Origin of the sequence: Kribbella turkmenica (assembly GCF_004348725.1) — a bacterium.
GTDB classification, from domain to species: Bacteria; Actinomycetota; Actinomycetes; order Propionibacteriales; family Kribbellaceae; genus Kribbella; species Kribbella turkmenica.
This window is the reverse complement of sequence record NZ_SMKR01000282.1, coordinates 1-4,444: the sequence shown is the minus strand read 5'-3', so window position 1 is coordinate 4,444 and position 4,444 is coordinate 1. Positions and strand designations below refer to the sequence as shown.

Annotated in this window: 2 protein-coding genes and 1 pseudogene; all 3 read right to left on the bottom strand. The window is 70.4% G+C overall.

Annotated elements, in window-relative coordinates; all coding sequences use genetic code 11:
- Nucleotides 1-23: 23 nt before the first annotated feature.
- The gene (locus E1218_RS34935) at nucleotides 24-3,050 is read right to left on the bottom strand and encodes a hypothetical protein (RefSeq protein WP_132327314.1); all 3,027 of its coding nucleotides are present in this window, start codon (nucleotides 3,048-3,050) and stop codon (nucleotides 24-26) included.
- Between the two features lie 21 nt (nucleotides 3,051-3,071).
- Nucleotides 3,072-4,004 (bottom strand): hypothetical protein, encoded by a 933-nt coding sequence (locus E1218_RS34930; RefSeq protein WP_132327313.1) that lies wholly within the window; start codon nucleotides 4,002-4,004, stop codon nucleotides 3,072-3,074.
- Nucleotides 4,005-4,112: 108 nt separating this feature from the next.
- A pseudogene (locus tag E1218_RS36445) lies at nucleotides 4,113-4,444 on the bottom strand (hypothetical protein); the annotation flags it as partial.

The window sequence follows — 4,444 nt, the reverse complement described above, 5'->3', positions numbered from 1 at the left end:
GGCGCTGGCTTGCGTCTGCGGGGTCAGGCGACCTGGGCCGGGCGGTGGTAGCCGGGGAGGAGCTCGTCGACCAGGGCCTCGGTCTCGGCCTCGGGGCCGCGGGGGCCGCCGTGCTTGGCGAGGGCGGCGTACAGTTGCGCGGCGACGTTGGTGACGTCGGCGGTGGTGCCGAAGTGCGACGCGAGCCGGAGGGTGGCTCGCCAGAGCTCCTCCGAGGCCGGCGAGAAGCTCAGGCCGGTCTGCAGCGCCGTCCGGGCCAGGTTGCCGTCGTTGTAGTTGAGCGACGTCTCCGCCAGCTTCAGCGCGGCGTCCACGATCGCCTCCACCATCCGGCGCTCGATACCCGAGGTGGCGAGCCAGGAGTACCGGCCGGCCGGTGTGTTCGACCAGGCCGGGCCGTGCACCAGGCTCAGTGCCGTCGACAACGGACCGCGCGGGTCGTCCATCATCGTCGCCTGCTTGGCCAGCGTCCGGAACACGTCCCAGTCGACCCGGACGACACTGCGGTTCAGCATCCAGCGACCCGACTCGTCGGCGTACATCGCGTCGACACCGACCCAGCTGCGGGTGTGCTCGAGCGCCGCGTCGCGCAGTTCCTCGCTGATACCCCGCGGCCAGATCGCCCCGGCCAGCACGTTCGGGTGCACGCCGTAGTCCTGGCTGGCGAGGAACGCGATGATCTCGGTCGACAGTTGCTTGCGGCCCTCGTCGATCTCCCCGCGGGCATCCACCTCGACCGGCCCGAGCAGATCCACCTCGACCGGCGCGGGACGGCTCAGATCGGTGGCGGAGAACTCGTACGCCGGCATGTCCTGCTCGGCCCGGCGCTTGTCCAGCGAGTCCGACTCGGCCGCCTCGAACAGCGCGACCAGGTCGGCGAACTGGGCGGGATCGATGCTGTGGGCATCGACCTCGAGGCCGAGCAGCCGGCAGACGGCCTGGTTCTTCTCGTCCACCACGAACCGCCACGGGGACGCGATCACGTCGCCGACCACGACCACCGCGACGCTGCGCCGGTGGTCGGCGGCCAGCCGGTTCAGCTGGTCCTGCTCCTGCGGCGACGGCGGCGCGGACACGAAGATGATCTCCGCACCCCACAACGCCGTGTCCGGGTGCGCCAGCCGTGCCTCGGCGACCGAGCCCACCCCCCGCCGCGAACAGGCCTGGACCTGCGCCTCGGTACGGCGGTTGACCTCGGCGATCGCGTCGTCGAGCCGGACCCAGTAGCTCAGCCGGTTCGGCGCCAGCGACGACAGGTCGTCGCCGAACCCGACCATGCTGACGTGCGCACCCTCGGACCACAGGTTCGTCGCCAGCTCGACCGCGAGGGAACCGACGACGTCGCGGGACGAGTTGTTCACACCGCCGAAGCTGACGATGCCGTTCGCGGTGTCCAGGTCGACCAGCACGGTCGAGCCGTCGGCGTTCCGCCCGATCGTGACGAGCGTCGGGTACGGCGCCGGTGCGGCGACGTCACCGTTCGGCCCGTAGGCCCGGCGCAACGTCCACCGGGTGCCGTCGGCAATCGTCTGCCACGGCGCGGGCGGCGGGCTCTGCGCCTCGTACGGGTCGAGCACCAGCGTGAGCGCGCGGTCGGTCACCAGCGCGGCGACGACCTTCGGCATCGGCCGGCTCGCCCTGGTCATCTCCACACCGAGCTGCCGCAGCGCGTTGTCGACGAACTGGGCGGTCGGGATGTCCGACGCGAGCCGCAGGCCGACCTCGGTCTGCCGGTGACCGGCCGCCTTCGGACCAGGGCCCAAGGCCCAGCCGCGACGGCGCCTGAGCGCCAGCGCGAGACCGGCCGCCAGCAGGGTCGCGCCGAAGCCGTAGATCCCGGCCTGGGTGGCGTCGAAGCCGTCGTCGACCGCGACCGGGACCGGCTCGGGCACCTTCGTGCCACCGGCGGCCGGGTCGCCCGGTTCGGACCGTGACGTCCCCGGCCCGTGCGGCTCGACCGTGATCCCCGGCTCGCCCGGCTTGACGTTCTTCGCGCCCGGGTCGCGGGTCGCGCTGCCGATGGTGACCGACGAGCCCTTCTCCGAGCCCTGCTCCTCGAACCAGCGGCTGCCGGTCCCCGGTGCGGTCTCGGAGCCGGTCGCCGTCCCCGTGCCCGTCGTGGCCCTCGTGCCCGTGGACGACTTGGTGCCGGTCGAGCCCTCGGTCCCGGGCGACGTCGTCCGGGTGCCGTGGCTGACCGTCGTACCGGTGTCGATCTTCACCCGGACGGTGTGCACGCCCGCGCCCTTGGCGTCGGCGGGCAGGCGGACCTGCCAGCCCGGGAGGATCAGGTCCGGGTTCGTCAGCCGGCGCCCGTCGGGCTGCAGCTTGTTCTTGTTGAGGTCGTAGATCTCCTTGTAGCGGCGGCCCTCGCCGAGGTAGCGCTCGGCGATGTCCCACAGGCAGTCGTAGTTCCGGCCCTGCGGCGGACGGACCTCGGTGTACTTGATCACCTGGCCCTTGTCGTCGCTGTTCGTCCGTACGCCGGTGTGCGTCGTCGAGGTCTGGTTGCCGCTGAGCACCGAACTGCGGGCCTCGGTCTGCCGGTACGTGTCCCGGGACCCCTGGTCGCCGTCCTGCGTCGCGGTCGCCACCGTCGGCGCACCGGTGTGCACGGTGGTGACGGCGCTTGCGACCGGCAGGCTGACGCCGGTCGCCGCACCGATCAGCACCACGGTCGAGATCAACCGCCGGGCGAGGCCCTGCGAGCCGCCGCCGAGGGGGATGCGGGGCGGCAGGCCGTGGCCTCGGATCTCGGCCACCGCCTCCGCGACCAGGCAGATGACGAAGTGCAGCCAGGCGATCCAGATGACGACCGCGATGATGCCGAGCACCGTCTCGATGCTCAGCTCGCTGAACAGCACGTCCCGGCTCGGCATCCGCTCCGGCCACGGCGTACCGAAGAACCGCAGCAGCACGTACGGGACGCCACCGACGATCGCCAGGATCGCGAGCAGCGCGACGAACCCCTTCAGCCGGTCCGCGCCCGGGCTGCCCGACCGCCGCTGCGGCAGCCGCGCCGCTCGCACCGGCTCATTCGTCTTCACCATCGCTCCTCCATACCCCCACCATCAGCCACCGATGGCCTGCACTTCCTGAACAGGCAACCGCTGCACGGCATGCACGTTCGCCTTGCCGATCTCGTGCCAGCCACCGGCGTTCCGGCCGATCCAGTACGCCACCGCCCAGGTGATCGTCAGCTTCACCGTGTACATGCCGTCCGGCTGGTTCGCGCTGGACCTCTTGTAGGTGTGCTTGCACGTGTTCATCTGGTGGAACGGATCCTGGGTCTCGTCGTACCCGTCCGGGTCGTCGGCCGGAGTCGTCCCCATCTTGCAGGTGAACGGCGGGGTGCCGTCGCCGGGATCGATCGTCATCTCGACGACCATGCCGCGCATCGTCAGGTTGTGCGTCGGGTCGAAGTACCCGCTCAGCTCACCTGTCTCCTTGTACTGCTCCGAGCTCTCCTTCGTCAGCGAGAAGAACGCCGGTACGTTGACCCGGGGCGTGAAGGTGGGCTTGACCACGAGCGCCGGTTCCGGATACGTGCTCCTGAAGGTGTACCAGAAGTAGTCCATGTAGTCCGGCTGCGGGCACTGTGCTGCCTCAGCCGGGTTCACCGGGACGTAGGCGCGCTCCAGGTGAGCCCTCGGGCCACCGTTGTAGGTGTCGAGCCGGTAGTCGGTGATCGTGATCCGAAGCACCCACCTCTTGCCCTCCGGCGCCTCCGGGAGCTCGACGCCGCCGGGGATTTCGAAGTCACGGCACGGTATGAAGGGCCTGCCGTCCAGTCGCTCCCGCCAGGTGGGCGGCGGCGCTCCGGTTCCCAGGTAGGGCTGCCCGGAACTGCAGTACGCACCGAAGCCGACGGAGTTGACGTACATGCTGCACACCGTGTTGCCACTGTGAATGGTGTCGGCGCTCGCGGTGGCGGCCGGTACGGCCATGAGCAGTGCGAGTACGGCGCTCAGGACGACCAGTCCACGGCCCACTCGGTTGTGCATCCTCACTCCCCAGACTCGGCTACCGGCAGATTATCTTCGGCCAGGTGCATCATGCCCGTTGCCCACTGCCCCGTCACCTGATCGGAACCTGAATGCGGCCGTTCTGATCTAGGCCGGATATTCCACCCCGGCGCAACTCGCGCCGGTGGACGGTGCCAGGCGGTACGGCAGCCAGCCGATCCCGGTCTTGATCATCTCGACGACCTCGGGCGAGCCCTCCGGGGCGACCACGGTCCAGGCCCGCGTCTTCGGGCTCCAGTACTGCGTGGTCTGCGAGCGGCAGGTCTGCACCCGGACGGTGCCGTCGGCCTGGCTTCGGGCGCCGACGACGACCACGCTGCCGGGTGGTCGCATGACCCAGCCGTTGCGCTTGGCATCGATGATCCCCTGGGCCACGTCCGCGTAGAAGAGCGACGGGAACCGCTTCTTCAGGACCGTGT

Coding starts and splice junctions, on each gene's coding strand:
- E1218_RS34935 (WP_132327314.1), bottom strand. CDS start 3,050: ATGGTGAAGACGAATGAGCCGGTGCGAGCGGCGCGGCTGCCGCAGCGG.
- E1218_RS34930 (WP_132327313.1), bottom strand. CDS start 4,004: ATGCACAACCGAGTGGGCCGTGGACTGGTCGTCCTGAGCGCCGTACTC.